Origin of the sequence: Methylobacterium ajmalii (assembly GCF_016613415.1) — a bacterium.
In the GTDB taxonomy this organism is placed as follows: domain Bacteria; phylum Pseudomonadota; class Alphaproteobacteria; order Rhizobiales; family Beijerinckiaceae; genus Methylobacterium; species Methylobacterium ajmalii.
On record NZ_JACWCT010000001.1, the window covers coordinates 50,178 to 68,895 of the forward strand.

Below are 18,718 nucleotides of genomic sequence, written 5' to 3' on the forward strand. Positions count from 1 at the left end.
CGGAGACCTGACCGATGTCCGCCCAGGCCGCCCCCGCCCCGACCGATCTCGTCACCCTCGCGCAGGAGGCGGGCCTTTCCGCGAAGGCGCTCGCCGCGGATGCCGCCCGGCGCGTGCGCGCCGGCCTCGTCGGGGCCGACGGCCGCCTGTCGGCGGAGCGCCTCGAGGCCGAGCAGCACGCCGCCCACGGCCTCGCCTGGCTCTCGACCTACGCCGAGGCGATCGTCCAGCTCGGCGCCTACGCGGCCCGCCTCGCAGGCGAGGGGCGCTTCGGCGAGACCGAGACGCTCCTCGTGCGCATCGGGCTCGGCGAGTACCTGGAGCAGCTCTTCGGCGGCATACCGATGAGCCAGGGCGAGATGGTGCGCCCGACGACCTCGCTGGGCCTCAAGGCCCAGGAGGTGGCGCGCCACCGCTCGGACGCCGTCGAGACCCTGATCGCCGAGGGCAACACCGCCAAGAACCGCGCCGCCCTGGTGCGGCTGATCCGCGAGGGCGTCGCCGTCGCGACCGTCGGCGACAGCGGCCTCGACGAGGACATGGAGGCGATCCGCACCGAGATGCGCCGCTTCGGCCAGGCCGAGGTCGCGCCCCACGCCCACGAGTGGCACCTCGAGAACGCCTACATCCCGCTCGAGATCATTGGCCAGATGGCCGAGCTCGGCGTGTTCGGCCTGACGATCCCCGAGGAGTACGGCGGCATGGGCCTGCCGAAGATCTCGATGTGCGTGGTCTCCGAGGAGTTGTCGCGCGCCTATATCGGCGTCGGCTCGCTCGGCACCCGCTCGGAGATCGCGGCCGAACTCATTCTCTGCGGTGGCACCGAGGAGCAGAAGAGCCGCTTCCTGCCCAGGATCGCTTCGGGCGAGATCCTGCCGACCGCGGTCTTCACCGAGCCCAATACCGGCTCCGATCTCGCCTCGCTCCGCACCAAGGCGGTGAAGGACGGCGACACCTGGCGGATCCACGGCAACAAGACCTGGATCACCCACCCGGTCCGCGCCGACCTGATGACCGTGCTGGTGCGCACCAAGCCCGAGGAGCCGGGCCACAAGGGCCTGTCGCTCCTGCTCGGCGAGAAGCCCCGCGGCACCGACGAGGATCCCTTCCCGGTCGAGGGGCTGTCGGGCGGCGAGATCGAGGTGCTCGGCTATCGCGGCATGAAGGAATACGAGCTCGCCTTCGACGGTTTCGCGGTGCCGGAGGGCAACCTCCTGGGCGGCGTCGAGGGCAAGGGCTTCGCCCAGCTGATGCAGACCTTCGAATCGGCCCGCATCCAGACCGCGGCCCGGGCCGTCGGCGTCGCCCAGGCGGCCCTCGATGTCGGCCTGCGCTACGGCGAGGAGCGGGTGCAGTTCGGCAAGCCGCTGGTGTCGTTCCCGCGGGTCGCCGACAAGCTCGCCATGATGGCGGTCGAGATCGCGATAGCCCGCCAGCTCACCTACTACGCCGCCCACCAGAAGGACGAGGGCAAGCGCTGCGACCTCGAGGCCGGCATGGCCAAGCTCCTCGCCGCCCGCGTCGCCTGGGCGGCGGCCGACAACGCGCTCCAGATCCACGGCGGCAACGGCTTCGCCCTCGAATACCAGGTGAGCCGCCTGCTCTGCGACGCCCGCATCCTGTCGATCTTCGAGGGGGCGGCCGAGATCCAGGCCCAGGTCATCGCCCGGCGCCTGCTCGAGGTGCAGTGAGGCGAGGGGGCCGAACGAGCCCCCGACGCGACGACGGCGCGCGGGGATCGCCCCGCGCGCCGTCGTCGTTCCGGGCAACCGACCCGGGGTTACTTGGTGATCTTCACCGAGACCGGATCGCTCGACGGGAAGGTCTCCTCCAGCCCCTCGTCGAGGCGCTCGCTGAGCTTGCTCTGCTGGTTCTCCGGCCGCGCCTTGTCGTCCGGGGAGGCGCTGTCGCGGCGGAAGCCGGGCTGGTCCTGGTTCGGGGTCTTGGTGTCGTCGGCCATCGGGGCCTCCCTGGGCGTGGCGTCCCGGCACGGGACGGGTTGCCCGGCTAACGCGCGGGGTCGGCGCCTGTTTCGTCCGCCCCGCGCTTAACCGCGCGGTGGCGCCTCGCCGGCTAGGGTGCGCGGGTGAGAGGGCCCGCCGATGCACGCCGTCATCCTGACGAATTTCGCCACGCCGAAGGGCGGCGCCGAGAAGGTCGCGATCGAATCCGCCCGCGGCCTCGCCGAGCGCGGCGTCGCCGTGACGCTGATCCACGGGGTCGACGGGCCGGCCGACCCGCTCCTCGACCATTCCGGCATCCGCCGGGTGTCCTTGGGCCTCACCGACGTGTGGGAGCGGCCGGCCTGGCGCGGCGCGATCGAGGGGATCTGGAGCCGCGAGGCGGCGCGGCGCCTGGACGCGGCGCTGGCGGCCCTGCCGGACAGGCCCGACGTGCTGCACCTGCACCAGTGGACCCGCTCGCTCTCGCCCGCGGTGTTTTCCGTGCTGGCGCGCCAGCGCGCCCCGGTGGCCGTGACCCTGCACGATTACTTCCTCGCCTGCCCCAACGGGGTCTACTACCGCTTCGACACCGCGGAGCCCTGCTCCCTGCGGCCGTTCTCGCCCGGCTGCCTCGCGGCGTCCTGCGATCCGCAATCGCGTGCCCATAAGGCGGTGCGGCTGGTGCGCGGCTTCGTCCAACTGGCCGCGATCTTCCGCGGCTTCGGGCGCCGGCCGCTCGCCCTCGTCCACGTCTCCGACGGCAGCAGGGCGCGGCTCGAACCGATGCTGGCCGGCGGACCGTTCTTCCACCACCGCATCGACAACCCGGTCCGGGTCGAGCGTACCGCCCCGGCCGATCCGGCCGGCGGCGACGCCGTCGCCTTCGTTGGCCGCTTCACCCGCGAGAAGGGGGCCGACCTCGTGGCGCAGGCCGCCCACCGGGCCGGGCTGGCGTCGCTGTTCGTCGGCGACGGGCCGCTCGCGGAGGACTTGCGCGCCGTGCCCGGCGCCGAGGTGGTCGGCTGGCGCGCACCCGCGGAGGTCGAGGCGCTGCTGCGCCGCCGGGTCCGGGCCGTGGCGGCCCCGTCGCGCTGGCTCGAGACCGGGCCCTTGACCGTCTACGAGGCGCTCGCCGCCGGCATCCCGGCGGTCGCCTCCGATTGGGCCGGCGCCGGAGAGAAGATCCGGGACGGCGAGACCGGCTTCGTCGTCGCGCCCGACGTCGCGGCGCTCGCCGAGGCCTTCGGTCGCTTGAAGGACGACGCCCTGGTGCGCCGCCTCGGCGCGGCCGCGCACGAGCGCTACTGGGCGGCCCCGATGACGCTCGCCACCCACGCGGCGGCCCTGTGCGACCTCTATGCGGGGATGACGGGAGCCGCCGAGGCGCCATCTTTTCAGCGCAGTGCTGTCATGTGAGAGAGCACCCAGACACCGACAGGACACGAATGCCGATGCGCCGCCCGACGACCTCCCTGCTGCTCGCCGCGCTCCTCCTCGGCGCCGCCCACCCGGCAGGCGCGCAGGCCGAGTCGGTGCCGCCGTTCCGCGCCCTTCAGGACAACCGCACGGTCCCGGAGTCGAAGGCGCAGGTGCAGCTCTCCTTCGCGCCGCTGGTCAAGCGCGCGGCGCCCAGCGTGGTCAACGTCTACGGCACCCATGTCGAGAAGCGCGCCGCCAACCGCGGCGCCATGGACGAGTTCCTGCGCCGCTTCTTCGGCGATGCCGGCCCGAACCTGCCGCAGGAGCGGGCGCAGCGCTCGCTCGGCTCGGGCGTCATCGTCGATGCCTCGGGGCTGATCGTCACCAACAATCACGTCATCGAGAACATGAACGAGGTGAAGGTGGCGCTGAACGACCGGCGCGAGTTCGAGGCGCAGATCCTGCTGCGCGACCCCCGCACCGACCTCGCCATCCTCAAGATCAAGAGCCCGAGCGGCGGCCTGACGCCGATGGAGATCGGCGATTCCGAGCACCTGCAGGTCGGCGACTTCGTGATCGCGATCGGCAACCCGTTCGGCGTCGGCCAGACGGTGACGCAGGGCATCGTCTCGGCGCTCGCCCGCACCCAGGTCGGCTCGGCCGACTACCAGTTCTTCATCCAGACCGACGCGGCGATCAACCCGGGCAACTCGGGCGGCGCGCTGGTCGACCTCAACGGCGGCCTCGTCGGCATCAACACGGCGATCTACTCGCAGTCCGGCGGCAGCCACGGCATCGGCTTCGCCATCCCCGCCAGCATGGTCAAGGCGGTGGTGGAGACCGCCAAGGGCGGCGCCAAGACGGTGCGCCGGCCCTGGCTCGGCGCGCGCCTCCAGCACGTCACCCCGGACATCGCCGAGAGCGTCGGCCTCGACCACCCGACCGGCGTGATGGTCGCCTCGATGCAGCCGAAGAGCCCGGCCGAGGAGGCGGGGCTCAAGCGCGGCGACGTGATCCTGGCGGTGGACGGCCAGACGGTCGACGATCCGGAGGCCTTCGGCTACCGCTTCGCCCTGAAGGGCATCAAGGGCGAGACCAAGCTGACGGTCCTGCGCGGCTCCAGCCGCACGACGGTGCCGGTGCGCCTCGGCCCGGCGCCGGAGACCCGCCCGCGCGACGCGCTCAAGGTGAAGACCCGCTCGCCCTTCCTGGGCTCCACGGTGGTCAACCTGTCGCCGGCGGTGATCGAGGACCTGCAGCTCGACCTGCCGGCCGCGACGCAGGGCGAGGGCGTGATCATCTCCGAGGTCGAGGCCGGCACCGTCGCCAACCGGGTCGGCCTGCAGAAGGGCGACATCCTGATCGCGGTGAACGGCACCCCGGTCGCCACCACCAAGGACCTGGAGCGGGTCACCCGCGCCACCGCCCCGATGTGGGAGGTCACGATCAACCGCGGCGGGCAGCAGATGACGTCGGTGTTCGGGGGGTAGGGGCGCCTATCGTTCCCGCGCGTCCGGCCTCGTTGTCCGGGCCCGGGACGACAAGCGCCGTTCGGGGAGGAGGAGCACGGATCTTCTCCTGTTCCTGCGGGCGGCTACGAACGACACAGGCCTTTGCCGGGCCGAGCGACGACGACATCGGCGAGGGCCACGGCGAAGCGGTTCCTGCCGCGGGGCGTGGTCTTGGGTACGATCTGGGGTCGGCGGGCTTGCCGTGGCGGCTCCAGCCACCGGAGCGCGCCACCATCCGCTCCGATAGCCATGCCCCGCGGCCTGGGTCACAGCGCGTTCCAGCCCCCCAATTCTCCCATCCATCGCGCCCGAGCCGGAAAAAGCGGACAACGCTCCGCGCAGAACACGAGCCAGAACCTGCGCAGCCCGCAGCTGGCCGCGCGGGGGGGAGACCAGCGTCTCGCCCACATCCCGAACTTCCTGCCCCTGAGGCAGTTACCCCGGCGCCCCGCGCCGGAGATCCCCGATGCCCACCCGCCCGACCTTCACCGCCTTGCTGCTTCTCGCCGGCCTCCTGCCGCTGACGCCCGCGCAGGCCGGGCCGGCCCAGGACTATATGTACCAGCGCCGCCAGCTCGGCCGCGGCCAGGTCTGCCGGCCGCCGCTGAAATTCGCGGCCGGCGCCTGCGTCCGGCGCTGCCCGGCGGGCTACCAGGACAACGGGGGCTATTGCCGGCTGCGCAACATGCAGCGCTGACCGCGACGCGGCGGGATCACACCGCCGCCTTGTGGAAATGGCTGAGGAAGGCCTTCGTCGCGGCCTGCTGGGGGTCCTCGATGATCTGCCGGGCCGGTCCCTCCTCGACCACGAACCCGTCGCGCATGAACACGCAGGTGTCGGCGACATCGCGCGCGAAGGCGATCTCGTGGGTGACGAGCACCATCGTCATGCCCTCCGACGCCAGCTGGCGGACGACGCTCAGGACCTCCCCGACGAGCTCGGGATCGAGCGCCGAGGTCGCCTCGTCGAACAGCATCACCTCCGGCTGCATCGCCAGCGCCCGCGCGATGGCGACCCGCTGCTTCTGTCCCCCGGAGAGCCGGTCGGGATAGGCGTCGGCCTTCTCGCGCAAGCCGACCTTGTCGAGGAGCCGGACGGCGAGGTCCCGGGCATCGTCCCGCCCCCGGCCGAGCACGGTGACCGGCCCCTCCATGATGTTTTGGACGACCGACATGTGGGGAAACAGGTTGAAGTTCTGAAACACCATGCCGACCGTCGAGCGGAAGGCGGCGAGGTCCCGGTCCCGCGGCATCCGATGGTCGGGGCCGAAGCGCATCGCGTGCGACCCGATGCGAATCGTGCCCTCGCACGGGATGGTGAGGAGGTTCAGGCAGCGCAGCAGGGTCGACTTGCCCGAGCCGCTCGGGCCGATGAGCGAGAGGACCCCGCCCTTCGGCACGCTCAGGGAGATGTCCTTGAGCACCGGCACCGGGCCGAACGACTTCCTGACGTGCTCGACCGCGATCATCGTCGTCTCCGGCATGGCCCGCACCGCTTCCGTCGTCATGGGGTCCTTCCTCGTGCTCACCGGGCGAGCCTGCGCTCGAGGCCGTGGGCGAGGGTCGTGAGCGGGAACAGGATGATGAAGTAGATGACCGCGATCATCGTGTAGACCTCGAGCGGCTTGTACGTCGCCGAGGTGATGAGCTGTCCCTGGTAGAGCAGATCGGGAACGGCGAGCACGGACAGGAGCGAGGTGTTCTTCAGCTGGAGGACGACCTGGTTGACGAGGGGCGGGATCATCCGCTTGAGCGCCTGGGGCAGGACGACGCGCCGCATCAGCGCCGCCCGGCGCATGCCGAGGGCCCGCCCGGCATCCCACTGGCCGGTGTCGATCGAGGCGATGCCGCCGCGGATGATCTCGGCGAAGAACGACGCGCCGTAGAGCGTCAGGGCGATGAACGCCGCCGTCGCGGGCTTGAGCTCGACGCCGATCACGATCGGGAGGGCGTAGTAGATCCAGACCAGCTGTACGAGCACGGGCGTGCAGCGGAAGATCTCGATGAAGGCCAGGAGCGGGAGGGTCACCACCCTGGCGTCGGCGAGGCGCGCGACGGCGATCAGGCCGCCGACGACGAAGCCGGCGATCGCCGTGACGATGGTGAACCCGATCGTGTACAGGGCGCCGATCGCGATCAGGCCCTTGTATTGCAGCAGGAACGAAAAGTCCCACTCGTAAGTCATCGTCTGCTCCGGCCCGCTCTACGGGTATCGTGTCTGCGTGAGGCCCGAGTGAAACCAGCGGCCCAGGGTGATGACGTCGAAGACGGGGACGCCGAACGCCTCGGCGACGGCGCGCGAGAACGGCGGCAGGTTGGTGCATTCCATCACGAGGGCGCCGACGTCGCCCCGCGCGATCAGCGCGCCCGCGGCCGCCAGGACGTCGCGGGCGAGGGCGGCCGCGTCGTAGGCCGCCTCCCGCTCGATCAGGCCGCGCAGCGCCCCGTTCGCCGGCAGGCCGACGACCGGCGTGGCGGGATCGGCCCCCACCTCGACGAAGTGGGCCGGCGTGAGCGCGTCGGCGTCGTAGGTCACGACCCCGGCCCGCTTGCCGCCGGGCAGGCAGCGGTCGACCAGCGGGAGCTGCATCAGGCTCGATGTCGCGAGCGGCAGCGACATCCGGGCGGCGAGCGCGCGCTGCCGCGCCGCGAGGAACCCGCACGACGTGATGACGCCGACGGCGCCGCGGGCCCGCAGCGCCTCCCCGGCCGCCACGAAGGCGTCCGCCAGGTCGGCGTCCCGCCCCCCGACGACCCGCCGCGCGGTGGCGCCGCGCACGACCTCGAACAGGACCGGAAAGGGCCAGCTCGCCGCGTGCCCGACATCGCCGGGGGGGCGCTCGAACCGGGTGTCGAGCATGATGATGCCCAACGGCGGGGCGGGGTCAGGGGGCATGGAGCGAGACGGGGAGGATGGGTCGAGGGCGCGAGGACACGGCCCGGGCGGGACGTCCCGGGCCGTGGCGACGGGCGCGCGTCATATGGTTTTCCGGAAGTCGTCTTCCGAAAAAACCGGATCAGAACGTGATCTCGGCCGGGATGTCCCCGGCCTTGACCCCGACCAGCTCCAGGCTGGAGGTGATCCAGCCCTTCATCGCGCCGAGGCCGCGATTGTACTCGAGCCAGTTGTCGACGAAGGTCCGGAACCGAGGATCCGGCTCGGCCCGCACGCCGGCGCAGGTCGGCTGCGCGCTCGCCGGCGTCGGCACGATGATCTTGCCGACCTTGGGGTTCTTCTTCACCGTCACCAGCGACAGCATCGCGACCTGGATGACGCAGTCGGCGCGGTTTGACTGCACCGACAGCATGGCGTCGTCAGGGGTCTTCAGCGCGAGCAGCGTGGCGTTGGGGATGATGCGCCGGGCGAACAGGTCGTGGGTCGAGCCGATGTCGACGGCGACCCGGACCTCGGGCTTGTTGAGGTCGGCCCAGGTCTTCGGCTCGAAGCCCGGCTTGGCGATGATGGTGAAGGTGTTCAGCATGATCGGCCGGGTGAACTCGACCGTGAGGGCGCGCGAGGGCGTCGGCGACAGGCCGAACATGATGTCGATCTTGTTCGCCTGGAGGTCGAGCACCGCGTTGCCCCAGGTGGTCTCGGCGATCTCGAGCTCGGCATCCATCGCCTTGGCGAGGTCCTGCGCCATGCTCACGCAGAAGCCGGACCACTCGCCGGACGCGATGTCCTTCTTGTAGTACGGCTCGGTCCCGACGATGCCGGCGATGCGCAGCTTCTTGGTCCGCCGGATGCGCTGGAACGTGTTCTCGGCCGCGGGCCCCGTCTGAGCCTGGGCAGTACCGATCGGGGAGAGGGCGGCCGCCGCCAGCGTGCCGGCGCCGAGAAGCGATGCGATGTCCCTGCGTGATACCATGACGGGCCCTCTCCGTGTTAGCTTGGCGGTTCTTAAGCCCTTAGGCCGCATGGCGGGAGTCTTGTCGATAGGCGCCCCGACGCCACCATGCCTGGATTGCGGGCAGGCCTGACAAGGGCGGCGCCAGGTTTCCGCCCCGCCCGCCGCGGGCGGGGCGGCGGCGCTACTTGGCGGCCGCCTTCACCAGCGGGCAGCCGCCCTCGGCGAGCGGCCGGAACGCCTCGTCGCCCGGCACCGTGGCGATGAGCTTGTAGAGGTCCCACTCGCCGGTGGATTCCTTCGGGGTCTTCACCTGCATCAGGTACATGTCGTGGACCATCCGGCCGTCCTCGCGGATCTTGCCGTTCGTCGCGAACATGTCGTTGACCGGGGTCTCGCGCATCCGGGCGACCACCGTCTTGGCGTCGTCGGTGCCGGCGGCCTGCACGGCCTTCAGGTAGTGCAGCACCGAGGAATAGACGCCGGCCTGGTGCATCGTCGGCATCAGCCCGGCCTTCTCCTTGAAGCGGGTCGCGAAGGCGCGGGTCTCGGGCGTGCGGTCCCAGTAGAAGGCGGTGGTGAGCAGCAGGTTCTGCGCCACCTCGATCCCGAGGCTGTGCACGTCGTCGATGTTGATGAGGAGCGCCAGCAGGGTCTGGCCGCCCTGGACGAGGCCGAACTCGTGCGCCTGCTTGATCGCGTTGACGGTGTCGCCGCCGGCATTGGCGAAGGCGATCAGCTTCGAGCCCGAGCCTTGCGCCTGGAGCAGGAACGACGAGAAGTCGGCGGTGGCGAAGGGCGCGCGCACCGTGGAGAGCACCTTGCCGCCCGAGCGCTTGACCTCCGCGACCGCGTCGCGCTCCAGCGCGTGGCCGAAGGCGTAGTCGGCGGTGACGAAGCTCCAGGTGTCGAGACCCTTCTTCACCGCGGCGTTCCCGGAAACGTGCGAGAGCGCGTAAGTGTCGTAGGTCCAGTGGATGCCGGTGGGCGAGCATTGCGGGCCGGTGAGGTCCGAGGTGCCGCCGCCCGAGACGATCAGCACCTTGCCCTTCTCCTTGGCGATCTGCTGGACCGCGAGCGCCACCGAGGAGGTCGGCACGTCGAGGATCACGTCGACGCCGTCGCGGTCGTACCATTGCCGGGCGATGTTGGAGCCGACATCCGGCTTGTTCTGGTGATCGGCGAACACGACCTCGATCGGCTTGCCGTCGAGGCTGCCGCCGAAATCCTTGACCGCCATCTCGGCGGCGATCACCGAGCCGCGGCCGGTGGAATCGGCGTAGACGCTCGACATGTCGTTGAGGACCGCGAGCTTGACCTTGCCGTCGGAGAGGCGTGGCTCGGCGGCGCGGGTGGGGACGGTCAGGGCACAGAGGGACGCGGCGGCGAGCAGCGCGGCGCGAAGGGGCGTGAGGGGCATTGGGCGTTCTCCCGGGCGCGTCCGCTTCTGGTCGAGCGGATCGTGGCGAGCCCATCAGAGGGGGCGGGGCGGCGGAGCGCAAGTCCGGGATCGCCCGCTCCGCACGCATCACGTCGGGGATCGCCCGGGCCTCGCCCTCGTCCCCTGCAACCCCGATCCGAGGGCCGGTCGGCCGTGGACAGCGACGGCGCATTCTTTGCCCGAGGTCGATCCCGAGCCGAATCGTCGCGGAATGGTGGTAGCGCGGGATCGGGAGAACAGACAGCGCAGGCCTGCCAGACCGGACAGTCAGGAATCTCATCCGCCCCGCAAGGTAAACGATCGCAAGGCACAAGTTGTCTCTAAGGTAAACTTGGCTGGGGGACGTGGATAGGGATCCACCGGACCGCCATACGAAAACATGAGATGGTACAGTGGGTTAGCTTCGCTTCCGCCACAGAATGCGTAGCAGCAGGGTGGAGCGGCAGCAAGGACGAACGCTGGGGCCAGCCTGAGGACGGCGGCGCACGGGGACGCACCCTTGCAGAGCCCCCGGCCATCCGCCGTCGATGTCCCGTAATCGCTTCTGGCTCCTTGAGTTCATAGCTTTGGCAGGAGGGTACGAAGGCAGGGTCCGCGTAGGGTGCCCCACACCCTCGGGGCTGGATGCGAGCGACGCGGCTGTGGTGAGACGCGTCGAGCAGGATGACACCGCACGGACGATCACGGGTCTGGCTGGCCGCTTCACGGCCCTGGTGCGCTGCAGGGAAGGGCAAGACCGTCACCAATGATCAGGATGCGGACGCCGCAGCGGACATCGCCGCCTGGATCACGCAAGCACGGAATTGCGACGCTCCTGCCATCGCGACGTTCGCCGCGGGATTGGAGGCGGACATCGCCGCCGTCCGGGCTGCTCTCACGGAGCCATGGAGCAGCGGCCAGGCGGAAAGCCAGGTCAACCGGCTCGAGCTCATGAAGCGCCAGTGCTACGGACGGGCAGGCCTCGATCTCCTGAAGCGCCGCCTGGTTCCGGCCGCCCGATCCACGCAAAACGAGCAGGAACCAGAAAGAAGGGGCAATCCCAATCCCAGTCGGCGCCAGCCGCGTCTGGCTCACCGCAGCGACAGCGAGGTCGTTGTCGCCGCCTAGCTGCAGCGCCCGCAGTGGGGCGATATCGACCCAGGCGTCCGCATTGCCGAAGGCAACTCCGCCCAGCCTCGTCAAGTCGGTCGGCCCGCGTCGGTCAGCCGCTCGAATCGGCTCACCGCGCGCGGTCCCTGCTTTGACCAGATCTCAGGCCGCGCGCACGGTTTCCAGGAACCGATCCACTTCCGCAGAGAGATGCTCTGACTGGCGCGAGAGCTCGGACGCGGACCCGAGAACCTGACTCGCCGCTGCTCCCGTCTCCTCCGCTGCTCCCGCCAGACCGGCGATGTTGCCCGTCACAGCGCTCGTCCCCATGGCAGCTTGCGCCACATTGCGGACGATCTCCTGCGTCGCGGCGCCCTGCTCCTCGATGGCCGCTGCGATCGAGGCGGCCACGGCGCTGATCTCGCGGATACGGCCGCCGATCCCGCCGATCGCGCTGACCGCCTGACCCGTCGCCCCTTGAACCTGGCCGATCTGCTTACCGATCTCCTCGGTCGCCTTCGCGGTCTGATCGGCGAGCTGCTTGACCTCCGCCGCCACGACCGCGAAGCCGCGCCCCGCCTCGCCGGCGCGCGCCGCCTCGATCGTGGCGTTCAGCGCCAGAAGGTTCGTCTGACCCGCGATCGAGGAGATCATCGCCACCACGTCGCCGATCTTGGACACCGCGCCGTTCAGCTCGTGCACCAGCCGGGCGCTCTGCTCGGCCTCGGACACGGCGGTCTGGGCGAGGGCGGCGGAACCGGACACCTGGCGGCCGATCTCCTGAACGGACGAGCCGAGCTGCTCGGCGGCGGCTGCGACGGCATCGACGTTGCTGGCGGCTTGGCTGGCGGTCGCCGCGACGGTGGTGGATTGGGCGGCCGTCTCGGAGGCGGTGGAGCTCATCTGCTGCGCCGTCGCCTGGAGTTCGGTGGCGGCGGCCGAGACCTGCGAGACGATGCCGCCGACCGCGCCCTCGAACGCATCGGCCATCTGGCGCATGCCGGCTTTGCGCTGCTCTTCCGCGGAGGCGCGGGCGAGAGCCGTCTGCTCTTCCAGGGACCGGGTATGGATCAGGTTGTCCTTGAAGATCTGGACCGCGCTCGCCATCCGGCCGAGCTCGTCCCTGCGGTCGATCCCCGGGACCGTCGTGCCGACCTGCCCCTCCGCGAGGCGCCGCATCGCCGCCGCGAGGTCGAGAATGCCCCGCACCACGCGGGTCTGCACGATCAGGACCGCGGCGACCGAGAGGAGGCCGGCGAAGACGATGACGACGACCGCCAGGACGAAGCTTTGTTGCGCCGCCGCCGATTCTGCCTTGGCTTTCGCGACGGCCGAATCGATCACGGCGAGCGCCACGTCGACGATCGCCCTCTGCCCCGCGATCACGCCGGCATCCCAGTCGGCCAGCGCGAGGGGAATCTTGCGCCCTTCCGCGACGGCCGCGACGGCGGTCTCCCGCATCGCCTTAAAGGTCCCGCCGTAATAGAGTTCGTTCGAACGCGCGTAGGTGTCCTTCACGGAGGCGTCGAACCCGCCGACGTCGATGATGCGGCCCGCCAGTTGCCAGGCCGTCCGGCTCTCGGTGAAGGCGCTGTTCAGCTGCGTCCAGTCGTTGGCCGTCGCGGCCTGGTCGGCGGCCAGGAGGCGGTTGACGACCAGGGTGCCGCGCCCGTCGCTGGTGCGCGCGGTCCACGTCGCCGCCCGGGCATCGATGCGGCTGCCCAACGAGGGATCGAGCCTCTGGATGACCTTCTCGGTCGCGTCCGAGGTCGCGTCGATCGCGACGAGCAACCGGCTGCCCAGCTCGTCGAGTCGCTTGGTCAGCGACGCGTCGCGCGCCGAGAGCTTCTGATCGTAGGCGGCATCCAGCGCCGGGCGCATCTGCCTCCACTCGTCGGTGAGGCGCTGAAGCTCGCCGCGCTTCGCCAGGACGGCGGGATCGGACACCTGGCCGAGATAGTCGAGAGCGAAGGAGATCGCCTGCTCGAAAGACTTGCGGGCGCCGAGCGACAGCTCGCGATGGCTGCGATTGAGGTCGGGCTCCCGCTGCAGCGTCAACAGCCCGTATCCGCGCTCGACGCGTGCCTGCGCCAGGCTCGCGAACAGGTTGCGGTCCGTCTGCATGTAGACCGCCACCTGGTCGGCCACGTTGCTGCGATCGCGGCTTTTGACGAGCTCGGTCCCAGCCAGGCCGACGGCCGATACTCCGAGAAGAACCGACGTCGATACAATCAAGGCACGAATTGACGGCACGGCGCCCTCTCGGATAAATAGTCTCAAGTCACGATATTGGAAATGCCTTAATCGTTGGTAAATTTCTGAGCTAATACTGATTATGAAGTCTATTGTCGCGCCTCCTGCCTTTGGTCAGATGCTGACAAGATGTTGCACGCTGGTGGCGCGCGAAGGGCGCGCGGAGACGGGCTCGAACAGGCGATCGATATCCGAGGGGCACGCCGCTCGTGCCCCAGCCCGTCACGCTCGCAGGTGGTTGCAGCCCGGGGCTCTGCAAGCCGGTCACGGCAGCGCGACGGTTCGTAGCCGGACCCGCCTGCGCGCGTTCATCGACACCGTGCCGCCGGGCTTGGCCCGGGGCACCGGCCCTGCGGGGCGCCGCTCACGCCTTGACGAGCGGGCACCCGCCCTGGGCGAGCGGCTTGGCCGCCTCGTCGCCGGGGATCTCGGTCACCACCTTGCAGTAGTCCCACCGTGCCTTGCTCTCCGCGGGCTTCTTCACCTGGAGCAGGAAGGCCGGGACCAGGGCGCGGCCATCCTGCCGCACCACCGTCCGGCCGAAGGCGTCGTCGTCGGCCGGCATCTCCTTCATGCGGGCGATCGCCGCCGCTCCGCTCGCCTTGGCGGCCGTGACGCCGAGCGCGGCGACGGCCTTGAGGTAGTGGAGCGTGCCGGCGTAGCAGCCGGCATGGACCATGCCCGGATAGGCACCCTGCATCCGCGGCAGCACGCGCCTGGTGAAGGCGCGGGTGCGGTCGTTGGCGTCCCAGTAGAAGCTGTTGGTGTGCAGCAACCCTTGCGTCAGCGGCAGGCCGAGCGCGTTGATGTCGTTGAGGAACATGACGGGGGCGGCGATCCGCATCTGGTCGCGCAGCCCGAATTCGTCGGCCTGCTTGAGGCAGTTCACCATGTCGGTGCCGGCGAGCGCGAGACCGAGCACCTGTGCGCCGCTGCCTTGCGCGGCGATGAGGAACGACGAGTAGTCGGTCGCGCCGATCGGGTAGCGGGAATTGCCCAGCACCGTGCCGCCGGCCTGCTGCACGAAGCTCGCCGTCTCACCCTGGATCGCGTTGCCGAAGGCGTTGTCGGTGGTGATGAAGTACCACTTGCGCCCGCCGCTCTTCACCGTCTCGGTACCGAGCGCCTTCGCCAGCATGTAGGCGTCGTAGGTCCAGTTGATGGTGTTCGGGGTGCATTGCGCGCCGGTGAACTCCATCGAGGTGACCGCGGTGCCGATGCAGGCCTTGTTGCGCTCGGCGGTGACGAAGGCGAGTGCGAGCGCGACGGAGGAGTTCGGCAGGCCGATCACCAGATCGACGCCCTCGGAATCGTACCAGCGCCGGGCTATCCCTGAACCGACATCCGGCTTGTTCTGGTGGTCGGCGAACACGACGTCGACGGAGAACCCGTGCTGCTCGGGTCCGAAATCCGCCACCGCCTGCTGCACGCAACCGACGCCGCCCGGCCCGAGCAGGTCGGTGTAGATGCCAGAGAAGTCGGCCAGCACGCCGATCTTGATCCTCGGCCCCTGGGATCCGGTCCCTTGAGCGCAGGCACCACCGCTCCAGGCAGCCGCGAGCGCGGTGGCCCCACCCACGAGGGCTCGTCGCGAGATCTGCATCGTATCCTCCCGTTTGGTCTCAACCACGGTCCCGGGCCGCGGCTGGGTGCCGCGCGCTTCGCGAGATCGGGTCGGCTTTGCATCCCGCGACCGTGTGGTCAGGTCCGCGGGATGTCGGTCTCGATGGCGCCCGATAGGCGCGCGAGCGTCAGGCCGTCAGCCGGCCATCCTCAAGGCGGAGCAGCCCCAGCGGGTTCGCGGCGGAAAGGGCGTCCGGCAGCAGGGCGTCGGGCAGGTCTTGGTAGCTCACCGGGCGCAGGAAGCGGTCGATGGCGAGGCTGCCGACCGAGGTGGTGCGCCCGTCCGAGGTCGCCGGATACGGCCCGCCATGCACCATGGCATGGCCGACCTCGACGCCGGTGCCGAAGCCGTTGACCAAGATGCGCCCGGCCCGGCGCTCCAGCACCGGCATGAGCGCGCGGGCAGCATCATAGTCGGCCTCGTCGAGGTGCACGGCCGCGGTCAGCTGGCCCTCCAGCCGCTCCAGCACCGCCCGGATCGTCGCGAGGTTGGGGCAGCGCACCACCAGGGAGGCGGCGCCGAACACCTCCTCGGCGAGGGTATGGTCGGACAGGAACGCCTCGGCGGTCGTGGAGAACAGCGCCGCCTGGCCCTGATGGGTGCCGCCGGCGAGCCCCCGCGCCAGGGTGGTCACGGCGGGGTTGGATTCGAGCGCCGCGACGCCGGCGCAATAGGCCTTGTGGATGCCGGGCGTCAGCATCGTGGCGGCCTGGATCTCCGTCAGCGCGGCGCTCGCCGCCTCGACGAAGCCGTCGAGGCCCGGGCCCTCGACCGCCAGGATCAGGCCGGGATTGGTGCAGAACTGCCCCGAGCCGAGAGTGAGCGAGCCGGCGAAGGCCCGGCCGATGTCGCTACCGCGGGCCTCGAGCGCCGCCGGCAGCAGGACGACCGGGTTGATGCTGCTCATCTCGGCATAGACCGGGATCGGGACCGGACGGGACGCGGCCGTGTGCATCAGCGCCGTGCCGCCGGCGCGGGAGCCCGTAAAGGCGACGGCGGCGATGCGCGGATCGGCCACCAGCCGCTGCCCGACGTCGCGGTTCGAGGCGAGCAGGAGCGAGAACGTCCCCTCCGGCAGCCCACATTCCTGCACCGCCTTCTGCACCGCCGTCCCGACGAGCCAGGCGGTGCCGGGATGGGCGGAGTGCGCCTTGGCGACCACCGGGCAGCCGGCGGCGAAGGCGGAAGCCGTGTCGCCACCCGCGACCGAGAAGGCGAGCGGGAAGTTCGAGGCGCCGAACACCGTGACCGGGCCGACGGCGATCCGACGCAGGCGCAGGTCCGGGCGCGGCAGCGGCTTGCGCTCGGGTTGCGCCGGGTCGACCCGCAGGCCCAGGAAGGCGCCGCTGCGGACCACCTCGGCGAACATCCGCAACTGGCCGACGGTGCGGCCGCGCTCGCCTTCGAGGCGGGCGCGGGGCAGGCCGCTCTCGGCCATGCAGCGCACGATCAAGTCGTCGCCGAGATCGAGGAGGTTGCGGGCAATGGCCTCGAGGAACGCCGCACGGTCTTCGAGGGACGTCTCGCGGAAGGTGTCGAAGGCCGCGTCGGCGAGCGCGCAGGCCCGCTCGACATCCTCCAGCGTCGCCGAGGCGAAGGCCGGCTCCAGGCCGTTGCCGGTGGCGGCCTCGACGGCGCGGAAGGTCTCCCCCTCGCCGCGGACCTGGGCGCCCCCGATCAGGCTGGCATTGCCGATGTTCATGTCGTCGCTCCGGTTCGATCGCTCGTCGTGGTGTCGGTGGAAGGCTCCGCCTCAGCGGCGTTGAGCGTGAGCCCGGTCGGCACCGGTATGGTCCAGGCATCCGCAGGGGTCGGACGCCGCATCCGTGTCGTTCGCGACCTCCGACGCCGCCCACCGGCGCAGGCGGGAGGTCTTCCCGATGCCGGGATTGAAGGCGTTGGTCGGATCGAGGCTACGATAGAAATCCCTCAGCGCCGGCTTGGCCTCGTAGAGGTGGCCGACATTGTGCTCGGCCGGATATTCCGCGCCGCGCGCGTCGAGCAGGGCGCAGAGCGCGTGTTCCAGCGCCTCGCAGTCCTGGCCTTTGTGGACGAGGTATTCCTGGTGCATGACGTGGCACAGGAAGTGCCCGACATAGATCTTCAGCGCGATTCTGTCCTCGATGTCCGATGGGAGCCGCTCGAACCAGTCGAGCGCGTCGCGCGGGAGCGCGACGTCGAGGGCGACGATGTCCTCCACGGTCCGTCGATGCACCGTCCGGTAGCGCACGACGGCGCCGCCGGTCACGAAGCGGTTCAGGAGGGCGGCACGGCCCTCCTCGTCGTCGCATTCGAGGAAGGCACCGTCCTCGGAGGGGAGGATCGACGAGAGGTAGTCCCGCATCTCCACGATGCCGGCGCCGCCGGTGCGGAAGATCAGGTGATGCGCGTAGCGGTCGCGGTACCCGATCAGGCGAGCCGGCATGTGCTCCGGCAGGAGCCGGGTCACGGCCTGCAGCAGGTGATCCGACACGGACTTGCCGAGGCCGACCGCCTCGGTCACCCCGTCGAACCAGCTCTTGGCCGCGTAGGCGCGCGGCACGTTGATCGCGCCGAACCGGCGGATGAAGAGGAAGAGATCCTTGCCGTAGGTCTGGGCGGCGCGGAAGGCGTCCGCGTGCATGTACTCGCCGGCGATCGGCAGGTTCTCGAACCGGCCGAGAACGTGCCGGCGGATCGATTGCAGGACGGCCGGGTCGTTCGTCCCGACGTAGAACACCCGCTCCTCCGGCTCGACCGCGAAGGTGTCGAGCCGCACGGCGAAGACCGCGACCTTCCCGGCCGAGCCCGAGACCTCGTAGAGCCGCCGCGGATCGGCGTTGAAGCGCGCCGGCGTGGCGGCGTCGATGTCGCGGACATGCCCGAGATACTCGCGGTCAGAGGCCCAGGCGCCGTTCTCGTCGTGGATGTCGGAGGGGCCGTAGGCCGCGCGGTCGAGGCGCCCCAGGATCTCCTCCGGGGAGGTGCCCAGCGCGACGCCGAGATGGTTGACGAGTTCCAGCCGCCCCTGCGCGTCGATCCGCGCGAAGAGCGAGAGCTGCGTGTAGGCCGGGCCGCGTTGGACCAGCGAGCCGCCTGAATTGTTGCACACGCCCCCGGTCACCGAGGCGCCGATGCAGCTCGAGCCGATGACGGAATGCGGCTCGCGGCCGATCGGGCGAAGGCGCCGCTCGAGGTTCTCCAGGGTAGCGCCGGGCAGGCAGACGACCTGGTGCCCGTCCCGGATCAGGTCGATGCGGGTCATGCGCAGCGTGCTGACGATCACGATCGGCCGGTCGTAGCCGTCGCCGAAAGGCGTCGATCCCCCGGTCAGTCCCGTATTGGCCGCCTGCAGGATGATGGCGACGTCGTGATCGACGCACGCTTGCAGCACCCTCCACTGCTCGAGGAGCGTGCCCGGCTGCACGGCCGCGGCGATCTCGCCCTCGCCGTAGCGGTAGCCGGTACTGAACCGCCGCGTAGCGCGCCGGCCGACATGGACGTGACGGGAGCCGACGATCTCGGCGAGCCGCGCGATGAGGACCTCGGACATTCTTCTTGCTCTCGATGTCGTGGCGCGCGACCGGCAAGGACGCGACCTCATGCTCGCG

15 protein-coding genes are annotated in these 18,718 nt (G+C 70.5%); 5 read left to right on the forward strand and 10 right to left on the reverse strand.

Going from position 1 to position 18,718, the window contains the following annotated elements; genetic code table 11:
- Positions 1-14 precede the first annotated feature (14 nt).
- Entirely contained in the window at positions 15-1,691 is a 1,677-nt protein-coding gene (locus tag HPY23_RS00220) for an acyl-CoA dehydrogenase family protein (RefSeq protein WP_091886943.1), read from the forward strand.
- Positions 1,692-1,780: 89 nt separating this feature from the next.
- Here the strand turns inward: HPY23_RS00220 and HPY23_RS00225 are convergent, their stop codons facing one another.
- Positions 1,781-1,960 carry a hypothetical protein gene (locus tag HPY23_RS00225; protein WP_048427723.1) on the reverse strand — a complete coding sequence of 60 codons (180 nt, stop codon included), beginning with the start codon at positions 1,958-1,960 and terminating at the stop codon, positions 1,781-1,783.
- Positions 1,961-2,102: 142 nt separating this feature from the next.
- On the opposite strand from HPY23_RS00225, the gene HPY23_RS00230 reads away from it, so the two are divergent.
- The 3 genes from HPY23_RS00230 (at position 2,103) to HPY23_RS00240 (ending at position 5,570) form a co-directional block, all read left to right on the forward strand.
- A complete protein-coding gene (locus HPY23_RS00230) occupies positions 2,103-3,359 on the forward strand; it encodes a glycosyltransferase family 4 protein (protein WP_091886945.1) in 1,257 nt (418 codons plus the stop codon).
- A gap of 35 nt (positions 3,360-3,394) precedes the next feature.
- Positions 3,395-4,852: a DegQ family serine endoprotease gene (locus tag HPY23_RS00235; protein ID WP_060849240.1), complete on the forward strand. Its 1,458-nt coding sequence runs from the start codon at positions 3,395-3,397 to the stop codon at positions 4,850-4,852.
- A gap of 487 nt (positions 4,853-5,339) precedes the next feature.
- Positions 5,340-5,570, forward strand: a complete 231-nt coding sequence (locus tag HPY23_RS00240) for a hypothetical protein (RefSeq protein ID WP_091886947.1) — start codon at positions 5,340-5,342, stop codon at positions 5,568-5,570.
- A 16-nt stretch (positions 5,571-5,586) separates the two neighbouring features.
- On the opposite strand, the gene HPY23_RS00245 is transcribed toward HPY23_RS00240, so the two are convergent.
- The 5 genes from HPY23_RS00245 to HPY23_RS00265 form a co-directional block, all read right to left on the reverse strand.
- The gene (locus tag HPY23_RS00245) at positions 5,587-6,357 is read right to left on the reverse strand and encodes an amino acid ABC transporter ATP-binding protein (protein WP_091887060.1); all 771 of its coding nucleotides are present in this window, start codon (positions 6,355-6,357) and stop codon (positions 5,587-5,589) included.
- Positions 6,358-6,398: 41 nt separating this feature from the next.
- Positions 6,399-7,058, reverse strand: a complete 660-nt coding sequence (locus HPY23_RS00250; protein ID WP_060846197.1) for an amino acid ABC transporter permease — start codon at positions 7,056-7,058, stop codon at positions 6,399-6,401.
- 18 nt (positions 7,059-7,076) lie between these two features.
- Entirely contained in the window at positions 7,077-7,769 is a 693-nt protein-coding gene (locus HPY23_RS00255) for an aspartate/glutamate racemase family protein (RefSeq protein WP_091886949.1), read from the reverse strand.
- A 121-nt stretch (positions 7,770-7,890) separates the two neighbouring features.
- Positions 7,891-8,742, reverse strand: a complete 852-nt coding sequence (locus HPY23_RS00260; protein ID WP_091886951.1) for a transporter substrate-binding domain-containing protein — start codon at positions 8,740-8,742, stop codon at positions 7,891-7,893.
- Positions 8,743-8,905: 163 nt separating this feature from the next.
- On the reverse strand, positions 8,906-10,141 hold the full coding sequence (locus HPY23_RS00265) for an ABC transporter substrate-binding protein (protein ID WP_091886953.1): 1,236 nt from the start codon (positions 10,139-10,141) through the stop codon (positions 8,906-8,908).
- Positions 10,142-10,825: 684 nt separating this feature from the next.
- Between HPY23_RS00265 and HPY23_RS00270 the strand changes: the two genes are divergently transcribed.
- On the forward strand, positions 10,826-11,269 hold the full coding sequence (locus HPY23_RS00270) for a transposase (protein ID WP_091886955.1): 444 nt from the start codon (positions 10,826-10,828) through the stop codon (positions 11,267-11,269).
- Positions 11,270-11,413: 144 nt separating this feature from the next.
- Here the strand turns inward: HPY23_RS00270 and HPY23_RS00275 are convergent, their stop codons facing one another.
- From HPY23_RS00275 to dld, 4 genes are all read right to left on the reverse strand, one after another.
- Entirely contained in the window at positions 11,414-13,399 is a 1,986-nt protein-coding gene (locus HPY23_RS00275; RefSeq protein ID WP_244537584.1) for a methyl-accepting chemotaxis protein, read from the reverse strand.
- A gap of 469 nt (positions 13,400-13,868) precedes the next feature.
- On the reverse strand, positions 13,869-15,107 hold the full coding sequence (locus HPY23_RS00280) for an ABC transporter substrate-binding protein (RefSeq protein ID WP_060847768.1): 1,239 nt from the start codon (positions 15,105-15,107) through the stop codon (positions 13,869-13,871).
- A gap of 148 nt (positions 15,108-15,255) precedes the next feature.
- Positions 15,256-16,830 carry an aldehyde dehydrogenase (NADP(+)) gene (locus tag HPY23_RS00285; RefSeq protein WP_091886957.1) on the reverse strand — a complete coding sequence of 525 codons (1,575 nt, stop codon included), beginning with the start codon at positions 16,828-16,830 and terminating at the stop codon, positions 15,256-15,258.
- A 51-nt stretch (positions 16,831-16,881) separates the two neighbouring features.
- Complete coding sequence (dld, locus tag HPY23_RS00290; RefSeq protein ID WP_091886959.1) at positions 16,882-18,660, reverse strand: D-lactate dehydrogenase; 1,779 nt, start codon at positions 18,658-18,660, stop codon at positions 16,882-16,884.
- Between the last annotated feature and the right edge of the window lie 58 nt (positions 18,661-18,718).